The 17,218-nt window shown below is 43.4% G+C and carries 16 protein-coding genes and 1 pseudogene; 14 read left to right on the top strand and 3 right to left on the bottom strand.

From position 1 onward, the window contains the following. The 3 genes and pseudogenes from MHN01_RS04250 to MHN01_RS04260 form a co-directional block, all read left to right on the top strand. A pseudogene (locus MHN01_RS04250) lies at positions 1-199 on the top strand (hypothetical protein); the annotation flags it as partial. Then, on the top strand, positions 196-714 hold the full coding sequence (locus tag MHN01_RS04255) for a metal-dependent hydrolase (RefSeq protein WP_239410184.1): 519 nt from the start codon (positions 196-198) through the stop codon (positions 712-714). The pseudogene MHN01_RS04250 and the gene MHN01_RS04255, both read left to right, overlap by 4 nt. A 100-nt stretch (positions 715-814) precedes the next feature. Further along, positions 815-1,885, top strand: a complete 1,071-nt coding sequence (locus MHN01_RS04260) for a DUF3626 domain-containing protein (RefSeq protein WP_239410185.1) — start codon at positions 815-817, stop codon at positions 1,883-1,885. Between the two features lie 165 nt (positions 1,886-2,050). Here the strand turns inward: MHN01_RS04260 and MHN01_RS04265 are convergent, their stop codons facing one another. Both MHN01_RS04265 and MHN01_RS04270 read right to left on the bottom strand, forming a co-directional pair. Further along, positions 2,051-2,305 (bottom strand): hypothetical protein, encoded by a 255-nt coding sequence (locus MHN01_RS04265; protein ID WP_239410186.1) that lies wholly within the window; start codon positions 2,303-2,305, stop codon positions 2,051-2,053. Continuing rightward, positions 2,289-3,350 carry an endonuclease NucS gene (locus MHN01_RS04270; protein ID WP_239410187.1) on the bottom strand — a complete coding sequence of 354 codons (1,062 nt, stop codon included), beginning with the start codon at positions 3,348-3,350 and terminating at the stop codon, positions 2,289-2,291. Before MHN01_RS04270 ends, MHN01_RS04265 begins: the two co-directional genes overlap by 17 nt. Before the next feature lie 711 nt (positions 3,351-4,061). On the opposite strand from MHN01_RS04270, the gene MHN01_RS04275 reads away from it, so the two are divergent. The 8 genes from MHN01_RS04275 to MHN01_RS04310 all read left to right on the top strand — a co-directional run bounded on the left by MHN01_RS04275 (position 4,062) and on the right by MHN01_RS04310 (position 13,152). Then, a complete protein-coding gene (locus MHN01_RS04275) occupies positions 4,062-6,140 on the top strand; it encodes an ATP-dependent endonuclease (protein ID WP_239410188.1) in 2,079 nt (692 codons plus the stop codon). Between the two features lies 1 nt (position 6,141). Then, a complete protein-coding gene (locus MHN01_RS04280; protein ID WP_239410189.1) occupies positions 6,142-7,878 on the top strand; it encodes a UvrD-helicase domain-containing protein in 1,737 nt (578 codons plus the stop codon). Positions 7,879-8,178: 300 nt separating this feature from the next. Further along, entirely contained in the window at positions 8,179-8,655 is a 477-nt protein-coding gene (locus tag MHN01_RS04285) for a hypothetical protein (RefSeq protein ID WP_239410190.1), read from the top strand. Between the two features lie 764 nt (positions 8,656-9,419). Next, positions 9,420-10,625 carry a DUF6236 family protein gene (locus MHN01_RS04290; RefSeq protein ID WP_239410191.1) on the top strand — a complete coding sequence of 402 codons (1,206 nt, stop codon included), beginning with the start codon at positions 9,420-9,422 and terminating at the stop codon, positions 10,623-10,625. Between the two features lie 131 nt (positions 10,626-10,756). Further along, positions 10,757-11,368, top strand: a complete 612-nt coding sequence (locus MHN01_RS04295; protein ID WP_239410192.1) for a DUF2185 domain-containing protein — start codon at positions 10,757-10,759, stop codon at positions 11,366-11,368. A gap of 44 nt (positions 11,369-11,412) precedes the next feature. Continuing rightward, positions 11,413-11,844 carry a hypothetical protein gene (locus MHN01_RS04300; RefSeq protein WP_239410193.1) on the top strand — a complete coding sequence of 144 codons (432 nt, stop codon included), beginning with the start codon at positions 11,413-11,415 and terminating at the stop codon, positions 11,842-11,844. A gap of 126 nt (positions 11,845-11,970) precedes the next feature. After that, a complete protein-coding gene (locus MHN01_RS04305; protein WP_239410194.1) occupies positions 11,971-12,492 on the top strand; it encodes a hypothetical protein in 522 nt (173 codons plus the stop codon). Between the two features lie 117 nt (positions 12,493-12,609). After that, a complete protein-coding gene (locus MHN01_RS04310; protein ID WP_239410195.1) occupies positions 12,610-13,152 on the top strand; it encodes a GNAT family N-acetyltransferase in 543 nt (180 codons plus the stop codon). 98 nt (positions 13,153-13,250) lie between these two features. Here the strand turns inward: MHN01_RS04310 and MHN01_RS04315 are convergent, their stop codons facing one another. Continuing rightward, positions 13,251-13,727 (bottom strand): Lrp/AsnC family transcriptional regulator, encoded by a 477-nt coding sequence (locus MHN01_RS04315; protein WP_239410196.1) that lies wholly within the window; start codon positions 13,725-13,727, stop codon positions 13,251-13,253. Positions 13,728-13,879: 152 nt separating this feature from the next. On the opposite strand from MHN01_RS04315, the gene MHN01_RS04320 reads away from it, so the two are divergent. From MHN01_RS04320 to MHN01_RS04330, 3 genes are all read left to right on the top strand, one after another. Next, the gene (locus MHN01_RS04320) at positions 13,880-14,839 is read left to right on the top strand and encodes a hypothetical protein (protein WP_239410197.1); all 960 of its coding nucleotides are present in this window, start codon (positions 13,880-13,882) and stop codon (positions 14,837-14,839) included. A 704-nt stretch (positions 14,840-15,543) separates the two neighbouring features. Next, a complete protein-coding gene (locus MHN01_RS04325) occupies positions 15,544-16,071 on the top strand; it encodes a GNAT family N-acetyltransferase (protein WP_239410198.1) in 528 nt (175 codons plus the stop codon). 128 nt (positions 16,072-16,199) lie between these two features. Further along, positions 16,200-16,979, top strand: coding sequence for a choline kinase (locus tag MHN01_RS04330; protein ID WP_239410199.1), 780 nt, complete (start codon positions 16,200-16,202; stop codon positions 16,977-16,979). Positions 16,980-17,218 lie beyond the last annotated feature (239 nt).

Below are 17,218 nucleotides of genomic sequence, written 5' to 3' on the forward strand. Positions count from 1 at the left end.
CGAGGCCCAGATCGTCGAAAACCGACTGGCACTGATCTCGATGTGCGATTCAGCCCGGGCCCCGCAAGTGAACCAGTATCTGCAGAAACTGGCCTACCTGCCGCGGTCAAATTTGAGCCCTGAGCAACTTCATATCCAAAGCCAAAACCAAAACCACGGCAAGAATCAAGGTCAGAAAATGGGAGAAGGCAGGCCATGAAGTGGCTCAACCATACCCTGATTGCCGGAGCACTCTGTGCCGTTATCTCGCCGCCCCATGTCGCGGCCTGCGTCGCCGGAGCAACCGCGCCGGACTGGCTGGAGTATCTGTTCAAACTCACCGGGCGCCACATCAAACACCGCGGGCCGACCCACATCCTCACACACTGGCTGCTCGCCGCCATCGCCTTTACCTTTGTCTGGGACTATCACGGCATACTGGTGGCCTTCGCCTGGGGAGGTGTCAGTCATATTCTGACCGATGCCCTCACCGTCTCCGGCGTGCCGTTCTCGCCGCTCAGCGACCGGCGCTTCCATCTGTTCGGAGGACGATTTCGCACCGGCGATCCGGTTGAATACGCGATTGCCGCCGCTGTTGTCGTTGCCGCCATCGGCCTGAGCCACATAACTGGCGCTTCGGGTTTTGCTCCCTTTTTCTTCGACTGGGGCGGTCTCTATCAGCAAGGCGTGATTGACGGGGCAGAGTGGAAAGCCAACCGGTTCAGGTTGATTTAGGCAGCTCACGGTATCGGCCTAACCTGCTCCCTCAACGATATTCTTTGTTGTCTTTTTCCATGCTAGATTACAAAGACATAAACCAAACAGAGGACTGCCAATGCAGCTGACGCAGGCTCAGGCCCGAGCCATAAGCTTTGTCACCCAACAGGCGAACAATCTCGATACGCATGAATTGCGAATGCTAGAGCACATTCTGCACATGTCGAACCTGTCTCAAAGCGATGTATCGACATGTCTGGATAGCATCAACCACAGGGCACCGATAGCCGTTCATTTTCACCCTGACCGTATTGGCGGCAATGGCTGCACTGTCGCCCAGTCGATGATGGCATTGGGCCGCTACCTCAACCAGTTTGAATCTTTGATATCAAACGGCAAGCTCGACCCTTGCGTGGGGGGAGAAAGAGCAGAGTGGGAAAACCACCTCTTTGGCGATGTGTTCTCCGACACCGACCTCAGTGAAAGGCCAAAGTACGGCGCACTGGATTTGTTCCGGCATCCTGATGGTCCCTGTCCAAGATTCGGCTCATGCTACTTCGTCCTGTCCTCGGCGGTCTCTCACCGATCGACCTTCTGTTTTGGCGACTCCTATTTAATGCCCTCCGTCAGGGGAACGATGGCAGAGTTCACACCCATTCTGGCATCGCTGCTGACAGAAAGCTTTGACCGGGAAACCGCCCTGGGGCTGAAAGATATCCGCCCAGTACAAATGATGAAACGCCTGTCGCAAGCGGGGAGGGGGAGTGGCATAGACTTCCGCCAATCACAACCTGTGGTCAGAAACCTCGACCACTATATTGAAGCCCAAATCCATGGCCAGCTTGATCTGGCCTCTGATGTCGAGTTACTGGTTGCCGACAGTTCCTTCCAGGGAACCACGCAGGAAGAGGACCTTCGCCAACTGTGTGAGCGCTATCAAATACAGCTGATGTGGCGACCGGGTTACCGTCTGCCCGTAGCAAAGGTGCCAGAAGATTTTCGCGGCCCGGAGATGATAAGCCTCGCCCGTCGTGTTGCTATTGATGGCGAAGTGACAGCTTATGCCATCGGTGTGGCAGCCAGAACACTGGTACAGAACAATAATGGCCTGCCAGAGCAACAGCTCAGCGATGCGTTACAGCACCTCAAGCTACTCTGGCATGTACTGGTACGGTTCGGACAAACCTGAACACCCCGTGAAATCGTGGCGATTTCACCCTGAAATCACACAGTCAAAACATTATTTATCAGCAACTTAAGCGTGAAATCAGCCTGGCTAGCGACTGAAATTTCATGGCCGCAGAAAGGTATAGTCGAAGCGAGACACTGTCACGTCTGTTACATTACCCAGAGCTTATTGGGCCAGGAAGGCATGAGAGGTGAGAAACAGATCATCATTCAGGGTCGCAAGATGGTGCTCCGGCGAGGCGCTGGTCGGCATAAACGCCTTAACCCCCATCTTGTAGCGGCGCTCGTTCACCTCATCAATATAGGATTGCGCCATCGGGTTGATGCCACGCTTTCTCAGCCTGGCATCGGTGACACTGTCATTAATGAAGTCATACTCTTCCGGGAATAGCTCCGGGTGGCGATCAGTCATTATTGTCATCAGACGTCACCCAGTAACTAAACTTTTTGGCGGTGCGGTTGCTGACCATGGAAAACTCAATTTCATCTTTGGTCCGCTCAATCAGTGCCGTCATCGCATCGACAATGATGCCCGGCTCGGTATTCTCATCGAACTTGATATACGCGCGACCACGGGCGCTCCCTTCGCGGCGCTTGGCAACAGCAAGGGTATGACCGCGCAACTCAACCCCGTCCAGGGTATCAAGGTAGTTCGATACCGCCGCATAGCTGCTGGATTCGTTATGGATCTCGACACCAATTTCAGCCGTTTTAGGATGGCGCAAAAACTCATAGTGGATTTTCTTGTTCCAGCCCTCGATCTGAATAGGGCGGTAAGTCACCGCATTGCCGGTGGTTGGGAACATCGCCGTCTGATTATAGGTGCGGATCAGCGCCTCGAACGTCTCCGAGACACGGTCATCGCCAGAGCGCAGCTTACTCTTCTTGACCACCTTCTCCTGGCCATTACCCGACACAATAATATTAGGCACCAGGATCTCGCCACCGTTGAACTTGCTGATAGCAACCAGGCGAACATCCAAGTCGCTGTGGTCATTGATGTAGCGCACCATACGGTTGAGACTCTCGTTGGTCTCGTCGACGGCTACAATGATTTTCAGCTGGCCGGCACGCAAATTGGTGCCGCACCGTTTCCACAGGTTCTCTTCCAGCTCCAGCGCCGACAGACAAGCCTCAATCGAACCACCACAGATATCATCAAGCTCGTCAATCGTCAGCTCCGAGAGATCAGCGGCATAGTCAAACGCCTGCGCCACCACCTTACGACGGCTCTCGGCATTACGGCCCAGCTTAACCTCGACAGCGATCGGCGTGCCTTCCTCGTCAATACACAACAAATCAAGGTAGCCCGCATCAGGCAAATTGACCTCGCGACGCGCATAAATGATAGGCGACTCATGGTGGTGAATTAGCAGGTTAGGGTTCTTCTCAATCAGAGACTGCAGCTCGGCCTCACTGTCAAACACTTCCGGCGCCAGTGAGCGATTATTAATACTGATATTCATGTTTTGTTCGACTTCGCTATATGCCTTGCTTTTATTTGCTTTGTACTATTTTCATAAAATTGAATGCGTTTTACGTTTATCATCACGCTAATACCAAGTGTTACAACGTCCATTATTAAAGATGTTACCCCGTCACCTAAACATGTAACGCCTGCAAAGTTCCATCTACACAAACTATTGATTTAAAATGAAGTATTGTGACAAACATCAATAAATCGATGCGTCATTCTTCTGTATCATCAGAGGTAATCGCCAAAAGGATGACGGAAGATAGCATACACTGCATTCTATTTACAACTTTAGCCAAAGTGTCTGTTATTGTTTGTAATCGATGTGAGCAACTCACCTTGTCGTTATCAAGATTATGGTTGTGGGTGTTGCAGGAAAAGGCGAGGTATCAACTTCCAGTGCGCAGAAAAGGTGGGAGAGGTGATGAGGCTAACGTGAAGTTAAACAAAAGTTTGTCAGTGTCTTAGCTAAAATAGCAATTTATGAATAACTACTGGTATGGCAAGTCGCTTAACTTAGTGTCAAGTATTGTTGGTGCAGATCATTTTGATGTAGCCCTACTCGTAGAGTTGAGGTGAATTGCAGTCAATCAAGCGTACTCCCCCCTTAGCGTTGTAAACGTATCATTTATATAAATCAGATCTAATTAAAACCAATTGCTTAATGGTAAAGTAGTCTACTCTAAGAATAAGGTTTAAACCAATGAAACTAAAGGCAATTTCTGTTAGGAACTTTCGCTTGTTGAATGACGTCAAGCTATCTCTAGAGCCAGACTCTACAATTGTGGTAGGTAGGAACAACAGTGGTAAAACGTCACTTACTGAGTTCTTGAGAGTTCTACTAGGCTCCAAAGGTGGCTTCAGGTTTGAAGACTTTTCTTTAAGTTGTTTAGATGGATTTATTGAAGCCCACAGGCTGTTTGTAGAGGAGAGCGAGCTTGGGGAGATTAGAGCTGCTCTCCCAGAAATCTCTGCTACATTAACAATTTCCTACGAGAAAAATGAAGACTTGGGCGCGCTTGGGGACTTTGTGATTGATTTGGACCCCGAATGTAATGAGGCTCAAGTTAACATCCTGTTTAGTTTGAAAGCAGGAAAAATAGACGAGCTATTTACAGAGTCTCCCATGGGAGCAGATGCCGATCATCAAAGTATTATTGCCTCAATAAAAAACAAAATATCTACTTTGTATGACTTGATTATTGAGGCTCAAGATCCTTCTGATGATAGTAATAAAAAAGTCATACCTTTTAGTAGTTTAGAGTCAATAATAAGACTTGATTTTATTGACGCTCAGAGAGTCTTGGATAGTGGAGAGAAACCTATACTAGGGAAGGTTCTTGAAGAGCTATTCCAATCGGCAAATAGGCATGATGTAGGATCAGAACGTAGAAATTTGGCTGATGCTCTTAATCAAGCGACTAAAAATGTTGAAGACGACATCAACCAACAATTTAATGGGAACCTCAGCGCTCTCGCACCGATATTTGATAAGTTCAATTATCCCGGTTTAGTCGACCCGCACCTACAAACTGAAACAAAACTTGATGTAAACAAACTACTTAGCAATCACACTACAGTTTCATACAAAGGTTATAACGGGATTAATCTACCAGAGAGCTTCAACGGTCTTGGAAGCAGAAACCTACTATTTATGCTGCTAAGACTTTATGAGTTCTATCAAGCATTGAGTGTAATGCAACCTCAACCATGTGTTCATCTTATCGTTATTGAAGAGCCTGAAGCGCATTTACACCCGCAGATGCAAAGTGTATTTATTCGACAGCTAATAGAAATCCGTAACGCCTTTGATACTGATAACTTGTGTGAAAGCCAGTATCTAGTAACCACACACTCGTCACACTTAGCTAATGAAGGGGGATTCTCTTCCATCAGATATTTCTTAACTAAAGGGCAAAGCCAAAATGCATGCTCACGCCACACTGAAGTTAAGAATTTGAAAGAGCTGTATCAAGGTGTCAACTTGAGCGAGCCTGATAAGAAAAAAAACAAAGAGTTTCTTCATAAATACCTGACACAAACAAAGAGCGATTTGTTTTTTGCAGATCAAGCAATACTGATTGAAGGTACGACTGAGCGTTTAATGCTTCCAGAAATGATCCGAAAAGTTGATGCAAACAGCAGTGGTTTATACTCACTCGGTTGCAGTTATGTTACTACGATGGAGGTAGGAGGGGCATACGCTCAAATATTCTTCCCACTATTAGACTTTTTAGAGTTGCCGACATTAGTTATCACCGATATTGACGCCACAAACAAACCGGAAGGCTCGACGAGAAGAAAGAAATGCCGTGTGTCTGAGAGTGATGGAACCAGTAATAGTTGTATTAAAGCATGGTTTGATAACAAGGTGGCCCCTTCACAATTGATTGCACTGGATGAGCAATACAAAGTTCACAAAAAGCTACGCATAGCTTATCAAATTCCTAATGTCGCAGGTGATGCAAGTGCTCGTAGTTTTGAAGATGCATTTATTCTATCAAACAGCACTTTGTTTAGTGGAATGCCAAGTGTTGGTGAAGAAGATCGAGAGCTGAAAGCTTGGGAGATTGCACAAGAGCAAGATAAGACTGACTTTGCGATAAAGTATAGTGTTGAAATCACCAACTGGGAGACTCCCCTATATATAAAAGAAGGTCTAGAGTGGTTAGCTAGAGAATTCTGCACACCGCCACAACCGTCGTTCGAGCCAGAAACTCAAGCCCCTGATACAGAGTCAAGGGGCACTGAAACTAACGTTGCTGAGGTAGAGACTAATTGAAATGCCAAATGTAATTGAAAGTGCAGAAGTAGCTGCTGAAGAAGCACTCCATCAAATGTATAGCTGTATAAGAAATAAAAGGCACTTTAAGTTAGAGGCTGGTGCAGGAGCAGGTAAGACTTTTTCTCTTGTTAAAGGCCTTCAACTGATTATTGATGAAAAAGGGAAACATTTAGCTAAACGGTCCCAGAGAGTTGCTTGTATCACCTACACCAATGTAGCAACAGAAGAAATCAATACTCGAACAGATAGTAATCCTATAGTCTTTGCCTCCACTATTCATGGTTTTTGCTGGTCATTAATACAAGACCATCAACCATTCTTATGGGAATCTCTTCCAACAATACATATTAAATGGGAGGAATTGATAAATGAGATCGAAGATGACGAAAAAAGGAAGATTTTCTACTCAACAGGAAGACGCAGATTAACTGATACAGAAGCTCATCTTAGCCATGATGACATCCTTCCTTTGATGGTTTTGTTGTTAAGCAAGGAGAAGTTTCGACGAAACTTAGTGGCTAGATATCCAATAATCTTCATAGATGAATATCAAGACACACATAAAGAGTTCGCAGAGGCCCTTATAGAATATTTTGTCGCTTCTGAATATGGACCATCTGCACCTTTATTAGGTTTTTTTGGGGATAGCTGGCAAAAGATATATAGAACTGGTGCTGGCTCATTAGCCCATCCAAATTTAACCGAAATTGCAAAAGGTGCAAACTTCCGTTCCGCCTCTAGAATAGTTGAAACCCTCAATAACATGAGGCCTGAACTACCTCAGATTGCTAGAGAGGACGCTGATTTGGGGAATGTGTCTATATATCACACGAATAGTTGGCAAGGTGATAGACAAACTGGTGGTCATTGGAAAGGTGATTTGTTTCCTAGTGACAGTCATGATGCCTTAGTCTTGGCAAAAAGTAGGTTAACTGAAGTTGGTTGGGACTTTTCATCAGATACCTCAAGAATTCTCATGCTTACGCACAAGGTGATGGCATCGGAGCAAGGCTATGAAGCGTTAGTTAATGCTTTTTCCAATAATGATTCGCTCTTCAATCTAGAAAATGCCCATGTAAGCTATATGGTAAACACGTTGCTGCCTGCCTTAGAAAGCTTTGAAGAAGGGCTGTATGGGAAGATGTTTTTAGCTCTTGGAGCAAATGCTCCCAAAATAAAGAAAGCTTCCGATAAGACTGTATGGAAAGCTAACTTTGACGCATTGTCTGAACTGAAAGAAGAGGGTTCTGTTGGTAACATAATGGCTCTCCTCAGGTCTATGTCCCCTTCTATTTTGCCCGACAAGATATCCTCTCTTGAAGATAGGTTGGATACATCTGAAAGTGACGAAATATCAGAGAGTAGATCTTTAACTGAGTTACAAAAACTCAGAGATGTGCCTTTTAAAGAGCTGATTACTTTTGGAAAATTCATTAAGAACCACACACCATTTTCCACCAAGCACGGAGTGAAAGGTGCAGAGTTTGACAATGTTCTAGTTGTTCTGGGCAGAGGGTGGAACTTATACAATTGGGATCAATTGTTTACGTGGTTGCATACGACATGTCCAGAAAACAAAATAGATGCATTAGAAAGAAATCGAAATCTCTTTTACGTGGCGTGCTCTAGACCCAAGCGTAATTTGACAGTGCTTATTACACAACATCTATCGGATGAATCATTGGCTTTATTAAATCAATGGTTTGGGCATGAAACGGTTCAATCACTCTACTAAGTGTCTTACACGTAACTTTGAGAGCCCATTGTACATTGGCTCTCTTAATCATCGTAAGTTATGAGGATTCTGATGCAATAACTTTAAGCTGTTCTATTGTTGTTGATATTGCTATACGTTTACCGTAACGACTGTAAGTCAGGGGTCTTTTACTATGATCTACAAGTTCGCTAGTAGTTTATAGAGTCTGGTCTTGCCTTTTGACAAGCATTGCTTTTATTGAGGCAAACGCCCATTAATCGGATGTGTATGAGTCTTTAATATAAGTGATTTTAGGGCAAACCTTTGATAGGGCCTGTGTTGACATCAGCCCTCGAGGATAAGAAAGCAGGCTTGGGTGCTTCAATCGTTAAGTTTGAAAACAACAAGTACCGTTTGAAAATTTGGAATGAAAAGCTGCCAGAATTACTTCCCCAAATTGAATCTGATATAGAACGACTCTTTAATATGGAACCGGTTCTATTTGGTGTTGCTCAGCCCCCAAGAAAACCGGGAGCTTACATCGTCTACGATCATACCGGCGCGCTCGTCTATATTGGTGAAGCCAAAGGGTCCGGCGGTTTGCGAGATAGGCTTCTGAGTAAGCACTTATCAGGAGATGATAACCATGCCCTGCAAAGAGCTTATAAAACTGACTTTCCTGACAGGTTAGAAAGACGTACGTACATTAAAGAAAGTGTGTCAGTCCGCTGGGTGGAGACTCAAGACGCCAATATGGCGTTGGCCATTGAACGCCTGCTAATTCTGATGTACGAACCACCATGGAACAGAAAGTAAAATATACGAAGTATTTTTGCGTGTACCCCAACGCTTGGCATTATCGGTTCAAGGCGTTAACCCATGCTATCGCCGCGCCTTTTTGCTGGCGTGGCAGACCTGAAACATCATGGCGATTTCAGCCTGAAACATTCCACATAAAATAAATCATTTCAAAAACTTATGTCAACTTTTCAGGTGGATAGTTTTGAGCGATTCATAGTGACCAGAACTTGAACCAAAGCATGAGCTTGTTGATGTGTTGAGTGTGAAGGCTGTTAAGCAAATCACCGAAAATGGAAACACAGTGCCAAAAGGTCAAGTTTGGCGATTTCACCCTAAAATTATCCATCATTCACAACGACACCAACTCATTAGTGCCAGGTAAGAAATCAGCACCTCTGAGCAGAAGGTGGTTTATGACTCCGGCAAACCGCCAGTTTCCGTTAACCGGATATCAAGGCGTTCATTAATCAGAGATAGTACCATTAGCGGCCAAAATAACAAACTACGAATCCTATTTGAGATATTAACTTAAGTGTATGATATTATTGAACTCAGAGAACAACAAACGAGCTTTTGGATGTCAAAGTTAGCCAATTTGTTAGTTGAAAGTGTTACAAGGTGGTGGATATATTTTTGAATTGGGTTCGCATATTCTCTTCGTATATCAGCTGATATACGGGAATAAGTGAACATTATTCGTTGAATATAATGTTACATGCTCTAATTGTTATATGAGATTTGTTTAACCATTTTTGGTTGCTAATAGGAAAAAGAAATAAATGTTCAATAAAACGCTTTATTACCCATGGATTGATATTCATGACGATTCGTGGGTTAAAACTGCAATATTATATTGGGATGAAATTAATACAATAGTACCTTACTCTATGGCAAATCCATATCAGAGTGAGGTAGCTAACCTGCTTACGCGAGAAAGAATTCTTCGTCCCTTTGAAGTAACGCCTTCATCTCGAGAAGTAAAAGAAGCATCGGATATAGCTATACAGTATTTAGGAAGCCCTGAAGGTCTTCGAATACTTAACTCAGGTGGGGAACGCCATAGACTGCATCCTAATAAAATGTCTTACATACTAAAATCCAAACTTGGGATAGACCAAGCAAGAATTCATTCTGGAAAAATGACTGAACAGTTAATGGATACAATAGGTTCTGCTCGTATTGATGATGATGGTTTTATCACTACTGACGGTAAATTCTCAGCATATTATATGTCAGCACTTGCTAATCGAGTCGCTAAAAACAATAACTTATCGACGGTTGCAGATTCTAAGGTATACAATCAATTTAATACTAGGTTGTCTGCAGATGGCTACATTCCCAAAAGGAGTCGTACCTTCATCAGATGCCCGGATTGTCGAGAGCAATTCGACCGTTTTACACAAGAGATGATCAAAAATACCGGTCAATGCCCATCTTGTCTTTCTGATATATTTTATTTAAATGAGCAACCTGAATATGGGGGGAGGCAATTCAATGCTGAACCTAGGAATCTTGTAGATAGCATGCTTGCAGATATTGTTATACAAAGCATCTATATTCCGAATACAGTAGATATAGATAAGTTATTAAAATTTAGACAGCAGCATCTAGATGAGTTGACTTCCTTTAGAGGCGCATTACAGGATATAACTAGAACTATACTTGATTGTGGTGAAGTTGACGATATAAGGGCTTTAAGGCAACAAGTGACGGTAGCATATAAGGATAAAGTTCAGCCAGAAATTAAATGCCTAAAATCACAGCTAAAAGGAAACAAGATAAAATATTTACTTAGTGATTTTTCTATTAGTGGTATGGCTTCATTAGTAGGTACGACTTTGGGGACTTCGATTGGTACTGTGCCGTTACTAATTGCTGCAGGCGCATCGATTGGTGTTTCTTCAATTATGTATCGAAATAGTCGAAATAATATACGTAATAATCCATATTCATATGTTTTATCGATGGAAAAGAAACTTACGTAATCGCATGTAACAAAGGCATCAAGGGTGACGCGTTACACTCGGCGGTTTTGGTATGAAGTTCAGTGTGCTTGGTAAGATTGTCGTGGCGCACCTTATGCCAAGCGTTATCTGCATTATAAATCGGAGGTATTGTGGTAAGAAAAAGTTGGAAATTAGAAGATGCTCAAGCTATTGCTGATGAGTTTCCGTATACGTTTTATAAGCCATCAAAAGAAGTGATTTCAAAGCTTCGACCAGGAAATCAGGCTAAGCTAATTTTCGAATTTGACTCTCAGGAGCCAGAAGCCCCAAGGGCCGAAAGAATGTGGGTAGAAATCACTAACTTAACTGAGCATGGCTTTTCTGGTTATTTAGATAATAACCCTGAGTATATTCAAGATCTTAAGTACAAAGATACGGTTGAATTTCAGGCATGCCATATCATCGATATTGATCTTGATGATCCTGTACCTTCAATTACGGATAAGTATATTAAGCGCTGCTTCGTCACAAACAATATTCTCTATGAAGGTAAGCCTGTTGGTTATTTGTATAGAGAGGAACCTGATTATGACGATGATAGTGGTTGGAGAATTACAACTGGCACTGAAACAGATGAATATATGGATGATCCGGAAAATACCTCATATGTATCATTAGGTGTTGTTTTACGTGAAGACGATAGTTTCATTGCGCTTCTTGAGTATAAAGCTGGAGTCGCCTTTGCTAAGGATACAAACGGTAACTTTATCGAGCTGGATTAAGCAGATAATAAAATGTTAGCAGTTTTCAAATAATGGAGTAATAAATGAGAGTTGTATTAGGAATTATGTTCTTTTTATTCACAGGGGTTGCTACTGCAAACTCACTAAGTGACGAAGACTCTACTAGAGTCCTTTCGGATAAAATGGTTCAACATTTTTATAAAAAAGAATTTCAAAAAGGTATAGATTTAGCTAAGCCATATTGGCCAGCTGCTGACGTAGAACTAGATAACTTAGTGAATACAATTAAAGGGCAATGGCCCATTGTAGACCAAAGGTATGGAGAAGCTACAGGAACAGATTTTATCAAAACAGAAAAAATTGGTTCATCATTCTTGCGTTACTACTATCTCCACAAATTTAGCAATCATGCGATTTACTGGCAAATAACATTTTATAAGCCTGGGAACGAATGGAAAGTAAACACTCTAGTGTATCTTGATTCACTAGAGGCTCTGTATGAAAGAGTGGACTAAACAGCTAACAATCTGTTTAAGGCGGACTGCCAACACGGACGATTTACTTCTGGTTGGGTTAAGTGTTTAAGGGGCTCAATCAAGGTAAGTGGTATGGTTGGCAGGACGTTAGCTGCAAGGAAAATTATGCATAAAGTTTTCAAGATTAGTATGTACATAACGTTAGTGGGCTTTTTCGCTAGTATCATTGCTCATGTTTGTGGTTTTTTTGACATCGTTCGACCATTTGGGTTGCCAGCTTGGCCTTTGCATTTTGGTATTTTCGTTGTAATGCCTCCGGCTATGGTGATCGGATCAAGGTTATCGAAAGGCTTTCCCAAACAGCAAGTGTGGCAAGCTATGTTGCGGGGCTGTCCTTTATGGATGAAAGTAGTATTTTATTTCTTGTTTGCTTATATGATTTTGAACTTCTTTGGCTTTATGATTTTAGAGAACCAAAGTGGTAACGAGGATAATTATCTTAAGGGTGTATCTGGGCACTGGTTGTTATTCTACTATACAGCTTATGCTGTCTTATACTCAGCGAATAATATAACTGATAATGATGTTGTTATAAAATGTAGCCGTGGTCATTCGGTATTGCCAGGACATAAATATTGCAGCGAATGTGGTGAATATGTAGGTAACAAGATACGTAAACGCAGCTAACAAGGAAATCAAGGTGACGCGTTACACTCAGCGGTTTTGGTATGAAGTTCGCTGCGCTTTGCTGGTTCAGTGGGGTACCTTATCGCAGGCATTATGCCTGTGGGGAGTAAATTGTTCATGAACGTAATTAAAGGCAAGAAAACGATATTGCGTCCAGCTATAGTTGAAGACCGTCGTACAATATTTGAATGGGGGCATGAGTCAGATATTGCTTCATTTATCTATCCACCTGACGGTGAAACCAAGACCCTTAAGGATTTCTGTGACGACTGGAAGGAACACTACTTCACTGGCCTATCTACCGAACTCGGGCGCATGTTTGTTATTCTGTATGAGAACTCCCCGATCGGTACGGTTGCATACAACGAAATCGATTCAAAGAATCGGGTTGAGCTTGATATATGGATGAGCTGTGAAGCTTACTGTGGGAAAGGTTTAGGACCTGATGCCATCATTACGCTTTGTTCGTATCTGACAGCTAGATTTGAAGTTCGAACTTTTATGATGCAGCCATCAGCTCAAAACCCAAGGGCAATAAGAGCCTACGAGAAAGCAGGATTCGTTCAAGTCCCATCGACACCGGAACAAATACGGGCGGAGTGGGGCGCTGTTGACTCCGAGGATAGTGTATTAATGCTCCTAAAAGTACCGATGAAATAAGCTGCATGTAGGCATAACAAGGCAATCAAGATGACCCGTTACACTCGGCGGTTTTGGTATGGATAACCACTTACTCTCCCAATCAAGCTAACAACGCCCTAATCGGATTCGGACCTATCCAGATTCACTTCAGTAGAGAATTTGACGGTCCGTAAAGAAATCGATGTATGGAATTTTCTGATATTCAGATCCTTTCGCAATGAGCCTTCGATGAAATCTTCATACGCCTGGATATCATGAACCCGCACGATGAGCAGGAAGTCATAACTTCCCGATATCTGGTAGCACTGGGTGACTTCGGGGTACTTCATGATCGAGCTGCGAAAGCTGCGATAGACATCGCCTCTGTCACTGTCCATTTCGATAGAAACGACAAAGGTCATCATGTTGCCGACTAACTCCGGATTAACCAGCGACACATCGCCAATGATCGCGCCCCCTTCACGCAGGCGCTTTACCCGCTTAAGGCAAGCCGGGGGAGAAAGGCCAACCTCCTCAGCTAGATCAACATTCGCCACCCTGTTGTTCTTCTGTAAGCTCATGAGGATTTTGCGATCAATGCGGTCAATATCCATAATTTCTTGAATCCCTCTTTGACGTAATTATTCACTCGATAATTCTATCAAAAAGAAATTTTGACTAAAAAGTATCTTCGATTACGAAATATGATTAACTTCGATACGGTTATCATAACAGAATCAAAAGAAGGCAAATAAGGAACCTCGGAATGCATCGAGTTGTTAACGAACTCAAGCTGTTATGCCGCGACATCATCGCAACAACAGTGTCATTGTTTAAAATCATGATCCCCATGATCATCCTGGTCAAAGTGGCTGATGAACTGGGCGGGGTGACGTTACTGGGTGAACTGTTAGAGCCGCTGATGGGCATGCTCGGGCTGCCGGGCTCTATGGCGCTGGTTTGGGCCACGACGATGCTGACCAACCTTTACGCCGGGATATTGGTATTCATTAATACCGATGTGACCCTCACGGTTGCTCAGATCACCGTGTTAAGCAGCCTGTTACTGCTAAGCCATGGGCTGCCCATCGAAGGCATGATTTCCAAAAAAGCCGGTGTGCCTCTTTGGTCAATGCTGCTGGTAAGGGTTGGCGGAGGGCTTGCTTTTGCCTGGCTCCAGAGTGCGTATTACCAATCGACGGCAACCAATCAACACGCCGCCAAGATCCTTTGGCAGCATGAATCTCCGGTCTATACCAACCACATCGACTGGGCAATGGGGCAAGCAGAGAACCTGCTTAGTATCTTTGCTGTGATTGCCGTGCTTATCACCATCATCAGGCTGTTAAAGCTATTAAAAATCGAGCACTTAATGGCATTGTTGATGATGCCGCTACTCAAGCTGCTGCAGGTGAGCAAAGAGGCCGCCAATTTAGCCGTGATAGGTATTACACTCGGCCTTTCCTACGGTGGCGGATTAATCATAAACGAAACCAAGAAAGGAAATTTGACCGCCAAAGATGCCATCATCACCGTTCTGCTGCTCAACTTGCTACACAGCATTATTGAAGACACCGCCCTGGTGTTGCTGCTCGGCGCGGATATAAACATGGTGCTCTGGGCCCGGATACTGTTCTCTGTTTTCGTCATGGCCATCATTTCCCAGCTCTATACGATGCTGGCAAATAAGAAAACCAGCATAGAGCTTCCGTCAAACTCACAGTAGCGATAACAAAGCGATAAAGAAATAAGCCAACACTCAACAGAGACTTTATCGCTTTATTCTGGTCGAGTTTCCACGGTCGAAAAAGGGCAGCAAACGCTGCTCTGCCAATTAATAGCGGTATCGGCCAATGGGGGGTAGGGGCCAGAGATACGCAAGAAAGCTATCATTCGAGCCTATGGCGTAGGCACAATAGTTGAAAAGAAATAATCGCTGTCCAGCACGCGTCATATTGGCAATTTCACCCTGAAACTAACCATCATTCACATACGAAATCAACAAATTAGTACCAGGTAAGAAATCAGTCCCTCTGAATAGAAGGCGGAAACTGGCACCGGGCCTGCTGCCAGTTTCCGTTAACTGGATATCAAGACGTTCTTTAACCCATTAGCGGCCAAAATAGCAAACTACGAACCCTATTTGAGATATTAACTTAAGTGTATGATATTATTGACCACAGATAACAACAAACGAGCTTTTGGATGTCAAAGTTAGCCAATTTGTTAGTTGAAAGTGTTACAGGGTGAGACAGAATATCTATATACCTGTGCGCAGAAGAAGCCAGCCAAGTTAAAGGGTGGTAGATATATTTATGAATTGGGTTCGCATATTCTCTTCGTATATCAGCTGATATACGGGAATAAGTAAACATTATTCGTTGAATATAATGTTATGGCTATCTTTTTGACTCAAAGGAACATAATTTAATGATATTAGAGACTTCTCGCCTTCAAATTCGTAACTTTGGGTCGGCTGATTATCAATCAGTACTTGAGTATATGACAGATGAAGTTACCACTCATTTCTTAGGTGAGGGGCGACTCTCAGCTAACCAAGTGATTGACTTTTTAGCCAGTAATTCAGGAGCTAGCCCTAAAGCCTACCCGATAATTGAAAAGTCATCTCAAGTATTGATTGGTCACATTGAGTTCTATCCATGGTTTGGAGACCATACTTATGAGATTGGTTGGGTAATTAATCCTAAGTTTCAAGGGCAAGGCTACGGCTATGAAGCGGCTAAGGCAATACTTGAGCATGGATTTACCCAGCTACATATTCACCGAGTAATTGCAACGTGCCAACCTGAGAACCCAGCTTCGTATCGTTTGATGGAGAAATTAGGCATGGTGAGAGAGGGGTACTTTCGACAATGTATTCCGAAAGGAAACGATGTTTGGTGGGATGAGTATTTTTACTCCATATTAAAGTCAGATTACGACAATTTAGGTAAGTAAGGTTCTATAGCCATAACAAAGGCATCAAGGTGACACGTTACACTCGGCGGTTTTGGTATGGAGTTCGGTGTGCTTTGTTGGGTCAGTCTGGGGGCACCTTATTGCAGGCGTTATAACGCAGGAGAGTTATGAGTAAAGAACTAACACAAATGGGGGCAGCAAAAGTATTCCTTACTGAATATTCAGGTGTACAGTGCATTGAAAAACGGCATGCCTCTATAATTGAGATCAACTTTTACCAGAATGTAGCACCTTTGCTCAAAGACTTTGGCGTACGAACACCTCAGTTAATTGGTGTTCGTGATAATGATTTAATGATTGAGTATATACCCAATCCTGTCACTTTGACTGAGTTGAACTCTAACCCAGATACCTTTGCTCAGCTTTCGAGTCTTCATAGAGCTTTACCGTCAATCTCCGAATGTCTAAAACATCATGAATGGTCGTTACAACAGACCGAGAATGCGCTTCAGTTGCTAAAGTTACCCCAAACTATCGTAGAAGCATTAATCAATATCCAAAATCAAAGTGATGTGTTGTTCAAAACTGAAGTCGTCATATCTGGTGATACAAATGAAGGCAATTGGGGAAGACGATCTAACGGTGAACTAGTGCTCTTTGACTGGGAACGATTTGGTAAAGGTAGCCCGGCCATTGATTTAGCACCATTAGTTAAAAGAATGGGTAGTTTGGCTGATTTTGAAGCCATCATTGATAATTACCTGAAACATAATTCAGATATTTCAGGCTGTGAGTTATTAAGGCATCTAATTATCGCAAAATGTTGGATTGTAGTCGAAGTCGTTAATCTCTTACAGGCAAGGCAGAAAGAGCAGTTACAAATGTATCTGAAGTGGTACCGCGAAGTGTTACCAAACTGGTTGGGTACGGTGGAAAAAGCGTTATAACAAAGGCATCAAAGTGACGCGTTTGACTCGGCGGTTTTGGTACGGTGTTTGGTGGACTTGGTTAGTTCAGTGGGGCACACCTTATGGCAGGCGTTATGCTCTAAGGAAGAGCTATGTGGCAGTAGTACTCGCTGACGCATCATATCCAAAATGGATGAACGTTACGTGAAAACTTGCTCCGCTCCGGTGCAGGGTTGGATGATTATGTTTTGGTGATTGAAGATTCGAGACATTTTCTA

Origin of the sequence: Photobacterium sp. OFAV2-7 (assembly GCF_022347985.1) — a bacterium.
Taxonomy (GTDB): Bacteria; Pseudomonadota; Gammaproteobacteria; order Enterobacterales; family Vibrionaceae; genus Photobacterium.

Excerpts from the sequence above, each read along its gene's own strand:
- MHN01_RS04280 (WP_239410189.1), top strand. The coding sequence starts at position 6,142 with ATGCCAAATGTAATTGAAAGTGCAGAAGTAGCTGCTGAAGAAGCACTC.
- MHN01_RS04290 (WP_239410191.1), top strand. The coding sequence starts at position 9,420 with ATGTTCAATAAAACGCTTTATTACCCATGGATTGATATTCATGACGAT.
- MHN01_RS04270 (WP_239410187.1), bottom strand. The coding sequence starts at position 3,350 with ATGAATATCAGTATTAATAATCGCTCACTGGCGCCGGAAGTGTTTGAC.
- MHN01_RS04310 (WP_239410195.1), top strand. The coding sequence starts at position 12,610 with ATGAACGTAATTAAAGGCAAGAAAACGATATTGCGTCCAGCTATAGTT.
- MHN01_RS04305 (WP_239410194.1), top strand. The coding sequence starts at position 11,971 with ATGCATAAAGTTTTCAAGATTAGTATGTACATAACGTTAGTGGGCTTT.
- MHN01_RS04255 (WP_239410184.1), top strand. The coding sequence starts at position 196 with ATGAAGTGGCTCAACCATACCCTGATTGCCGGAGCACTCTGTGCCGTT.
- MHN01_RS04265 (WP_239410186.1), bottom strand. The coding sequence starts at position 2,305 with ATGACAATAATGACTGATCGCCACCCGGAGCTATTCCCGGAAGAGTAT.
- MHN01_RS04315 (WP_239410196.1), bottom strand. The coding sequence starts at position 13,727 with ATGGATATTGACCGCATTGATCGCAAAATCCTCATGAGCTTACAGAAG.
- MHN01_RS04260 (WP_239410185.1), top strand. The coding sequence starts at position 815 with ATGCAGCTGACGCAGGCTCAGGCCCGAGCCATAAGCTTTGTCACCCAA.
- MHN01_RS04330 (WP_239410199.1), top strand. The coding sequence starts at position 16,200 with ATGAGTAAAGAACTAACACAAATGGGGGCAGCAAAAGTATTCCTTACT.
- MHN01_RS04300 (WP_239410193.1), top strand. The coding sequence starts at position 11,413 with ATGAGAGTTGTATTAGGAATTATGTTCTTTTTATTCACAGGGGTTGCT.
- MHN01_RS04325 (WP_239410198.1), top strand. The coding sequence starts at position 15,544 with ATGATATTAGAGACTTCTCGCCTTCAAATTCGTAACTTTGGGTCGGCT.
- MHN01_RS04275 (WP_239410188.1), top strand. The coding sequence starts at position 4,062 with ATGAAACTAAAGGCAATTTCTGTTAGGAACTTTCGCTTGTTGAATGAC.
- MHN01_RS04320 (WP_239410197.1), top strand. The coding sequence starts at position 13,880 with ATGCATCGAGTTGTTAACGAACTCAAGCTGTTATGCCGCGACATCATC.